Source organism: Stenotrophomonas sp. Sm10, assembly GCF_030985515.1.
Lineage (GTDB): Bacteria > Pseudomonadota > Gammaproteobacteria > Xanthomonadales > Xanthomonadaceae > Stenotrophomonas > Stenotrophomonas hibiscicola.
In genome coordinates this window covers 1-3,123 of sequence record NZ_JAPTFO010000158.1, presented here as the reverse complement: position 1 = coordinate 3,123, position 3,123 = coordinate 1, and the positions used below count along the sequence as shown (strand labels likewise).

Below are 3,123 nucleotides of genomic sequence, written 5' to 3'. Positions count from 1 at the left end.
TTGCAAGTTGTTGCAATCGTGTTGCAATTCAACCCCTTTAACTCTCTGTGCTTGCGACTCCTACGAGTACTCGCGGTTTCGCTCCCGACCATCTCAGGAACCTGCTCCAAAAAATAATCTCGGTCGGATTTTTTGGTTAGCAGACCTTTACTCTCTAAGAAAATCAATGTAATTTTAATATCTTCAAGATTTTCATCAATAACAAGAGCAATTTCCTCGGCTAAATTATCAGCCAATCCATCGTAGTAAATATGCCCTCCATCTTCCAAGCTAATTAACATCATTTTGAGATAAATGATGGTATGTGTATCTCCACCAGCAATCTTACGAAGTAGTTTCATCTCCTTTGACTTAAAGAAGTCCTGAGCAAGCTGGATCCAGAAATACCGCTTATTTTTTAACGCCATAATCTCACACCCCACTTCCTCCGATTCGCACGGTACTTCATCCGCATATCCTCATAAATGTGCATCCCCTCTAGCGCCATCTTCTCAACCTTTAACAGCTTATTTTCAGAGACTACATCACGATAGTCATTAGCTAGTTTTTCATAGTCGGTTAGGTATTCTTTTATAAGTGAAATTTTCCTGTTCTCGTCCTCTAAATATATTTCAAAATCAGACTTTTCTTCATCAGACGATAGCATTTCTTTATTCACTCGCTCATGCCATAATAGCCATTCAATCAATTCTTCCATTCCTAACCTCCTCACTTCAAGATGCGCATTTTAGGCTCTGGCAATGCTAAAGGCTCAGGACGCAAGCCTTCAGGACGTTCATTGTCGTAGGTGAATCCTGTGAAGTCTCGCCGAATATTCTTGCGAATTTCTTGCCATTTGTCCTCTCTACCACGTTCATAAGCATGGTTATAGCCTTGGATAATTATAGAAGCAAATTCTTGCTCTTTCTGTCTCTCTTCTTCCTCTCGTTGTTCTTGCATTTTGATGTGACGATAAACTGCCACAAAACCAAGAAGCAAGCCTCCTACTCCCATCAGCTGTTCTAAAATCGGTGGTTCAAACATTTTTATCTCCTTATGCTCTTAATTTTCGTACTTCTTTTTCTAATTCCAAAATTTCATAAACATCATTGACATCGTACATAATATCTTTTCCTTGCTTACGAAATCTTAAGCCTTTGCGTTCTAACTTCTTAATATAGCCATGAGTGAAGCCGAACTTCTTCATCAAAGCTTGTTGATTGATTGGCATGCGATCATTCTCTAACTGCTCCTTGACTTGCTTTTCAGCAAAGGCTAGTAATTGGTTTGTGAACAATTCAGCACTTTCGCCGTCCAATCGTAATTGTAACGTTATACCTTCCATTTTCTACATCCTCTCAACTATGCGGGCAAGCATTTTTGTGATATAATGGTCTAAATTGTTTAAGTATGCGCCTGATTGCCGTCAGGTGCTTTTTCTGGATTAACAGAAGAAGCCATTGAACAATTCTACAAGCGATTCTATGAAACTGTTACGAATTTAAAAGACGATCATCCAGAATCGTAACATCTATTTGGAGCACATCTTCTGGATGTGCTTCTTTAATGCGAGCTATTTTTCCAATAGCTTCATCTACAGAAGTACTTCTTAAATAAATCTTCAGTTTTGCCATCCCTCTGTCTTCCTTTCTATTTTTTCTGTCTATCTTTCTGCTATAATTAAATCCGAAATTGATAGGCTTTTTCTGTAAACGCTCAAGAAAACTAGTATTTTTTGAGAAACTTTGCACCAACTTTGGGTCTGCCTTTACAAAGGTGGACTCTTTTTTCCCACTATACGGATATCGTCTTGGTCTCATTTTTCCCTCCCTACGCTTGACTAAAAGCGTTCAGTTCCATAATCTTCATCTTGGTATTAGTGCTTGGCTCCCACGTCATCCAGTAAGCAAAAGCGGCATCCGCATGCTTCTTTGGTAGCAGGTCATAGCGACTAATATTGAAATGATCCTTGAAATCAATCTCAGCTTGTCTAAAGACTGACTGAGCAAAATTCTTATCTGCATAAGCTGGGCTATCAATACCACCTAGGCATGCCACAACCCTGGCCTTTCTCTTCTTCAGTAGCGACTGAGCATAGCTTGGATGAATCGGTTGCTCGCTCTTGAGGTAGTCGATATCTTCCAGCATGTTCGCCTGCTGTTCACGCAATTTCTTCTGGCCAGTAAACAGAGCGATAAAGGCATCCTCGTCCAAGTCCTCACGGATAAATCCGCCCTGCTTACGAATAGCTGGCAATACCTCTGATGTCACCCAGCGCTTGAACTCTTTAGCCTGAGGCAACTTGCTGGATAAGATAAGAGAGTAGAGACCAGATTCGTTGATGATGATAGTGTTTTGTGTTCGACCTAAATTGTCGGTGAGTCCGTATTTCACGGAGTCATCTTCATCAACGTGCCGAGAAATTGCGTCCAGTGGTTTAGCATATCCTAAGATATCTGCAACATCCTTCCCAACGAACCAAGGCTCGTCATCAATTGTCAAAGTACGGACTTCCTGCCCATGAAAATTAAAAATTTCGTTCATAATGTTCCTTTCAAATGTGGTATAATCAAAATAAAACGATTGGAGAAATCTTATGGAATATCAAGTTCTTATTCAACCTGTAATTAGTATCATTCTTGCAATAATCTCAGGGCTATGGTCATATGTTGCATCAAAAGCTAACAATAAAGCTGAGATTGAAAAACAAGCTAAAGAACATTCACATAGTGTTGAAAAACTCGAAAGAGAATTTCATCATCAGATAGATACTCTAAAACAGCAACATGCCTTTGAGCTTGAAAAAATCAAACAAGCTCATGAATTACGGTTGCAAGAACTTGAGAAGGTATCTCAGCTTGATACTGAAACCGACAAGTCTATGAAGATGAATGATCTTACCTACAAAGTTTTTACAGGCGAGGTTGATTTCGACAGAGCTTTAAAAATAGCTAATAAAGCAAGCGATAACAAACAAAACTTAAAGAAAAGATTTATTCAGAAGACTTCTAAAAAATCATAAATTAAATTTATTTCTAATTCTTTCCAGCTGATCATCTTGTATTTTTTTATTCTCGTTGATGCGCTTTTTTCTATCTCTTTTGCTAGCGTAGTATGTGGCTATACCAATAATATGATTGATTA

At 38.7% G+C, this 3,123-nt stretch carries 7 protein-coding genes; 1 reads left to right on the top strand and 6 read right to left on the bottom strand.

Annotation, left to right across the window (positions count from 1 at the left end):
* The 6 genes from O0J15_RS20610 to O0J15_RS20585 form a co-directional block, all read right to left on the bottom strand.
* Positions 1–407 (bottom strand): phage replisome organizer N-terminal domain-containing protein (locus O0J15_RS20610; RefSeq protein ID WP_308306231.1); only part of this gene is annotated, 407 nt, incomplete at its 3' end.
* Entirely contained in the window at positions 398–697 is a 300-nt protein-coding gene (locus O0J15_RS20605; RefSeq protein ID WP_308306230.1) for a hypothetical protein, read from the bottom strand. The genes O0J15_RS20605 and O0J15_RS20610, both read right to left, overlap by 10 nt.
* Before the next feature lie 11 nt (positions 698–708).
* Positions 709–1,023, bottom strand: a complete 315-nt coding sequence (locus O0J15_RS20600) for a hypothetical protein (RefSeq protein ID WP_308306229.1) — start codon at positions 1,021–1,023, stop codon at positions 709–711.
* A gap of 10 nt (positions 1,024–1,033) precedes the next feature.
* Positions 1,034–1,324: a hypothetical protein gene (locus O0J15_RS20595; protein ID WP_020903598.1), complete on the bottom strand. Its 291-nt coding sequence runs from the start codon at positions 1,322–1,324 to the stop codon at positions 1,034–1,036.
* 148 nt (positions 1,325–1,472) lie between these two features.
* Positions 1,473–1,799, bottom strand: a complete 327-nt coding sequence (locus tag O0J15_RS20590) for a hypothetical protein (protein WP_125443088.1) — start codon at positions 1,797–1,799, stop codon at positions 1,473–1,475.
* 10 nt (positions 1,800–1,809) lie between these two features.
* On the bottom strand, positions 1,810–2,523 hold the full coding sequence (locus O0J15_RS20585) for an ORF6C domain-containing protein (protein ID WP_308306228.1): 714 nt from the start codon (positions 2,521–2,523) through the stop codon (positions 1,810–1,812).
* 52 nt (positions 2,524–2,575) lie between these two features.
* Between O0J15_RS20585 and O0J15_RS20580 the strand changes: the two genes are divergently transcribed.
* Positions 2,576–3,001: a hypothetical protein gene (locus O0J15_RS20580; protein ID WP_308306227.1), complete on the top strand. Its 426-nt coding sequence runs from the start codon at positions 2,576–2,578 to the stop codon at positions 2,999–3,001.
* Positions 3,002–3,123 lie beyond the last annotated feature (122 nt).

Excerpts from the sequence above, each read along its gene's own strand:
- O0J15_RS20580 (WP_308306227.1), top strand. The coding sequence starts at position 2,576 with ATGGAATATCAAGTTCTTATTCAACCTGTAATTAGTATCATTCTTGCA.
- O0J15_RS20585 (WP_308306228.1), bottom strand. The coding sequence starts at position 2,523 with ATGAACGAAATTTTTAATTTTCATGGGCAGGAAGTCCGTACTTTGACA.
- O0J15_RS20595 (WP_020903598.1), bottom strand. The coding sequence starts at position 1,324 with ATGGAAGGTATAACGTTACAATTACGATTGGACGGCGAAAGTGCTGAA.
- O0J15_RS20590 (WP_125443088.1), bottom strand. The coding sequence starts at position 1,799 with ATGAGACCAAGACGATATCCGTATAGTGGGAAAAAAGAGTCCACCTTT.
- O0J15_RS20600 (WP_308306229.1), bottom strand. The coding sequence starts at position 1,023 with ATGTTTGAACCACCGATTTTAGAACAGCTGATGGGAGTAGGAGGCTTG.
- O0J15_RS20605 (WP_308306230.1), bottom strand. The coding sequence starts at position 697 with ATGGAAGAATTGATTGAATGGCTATTATGGCATGAGCGAGTGAATAAA.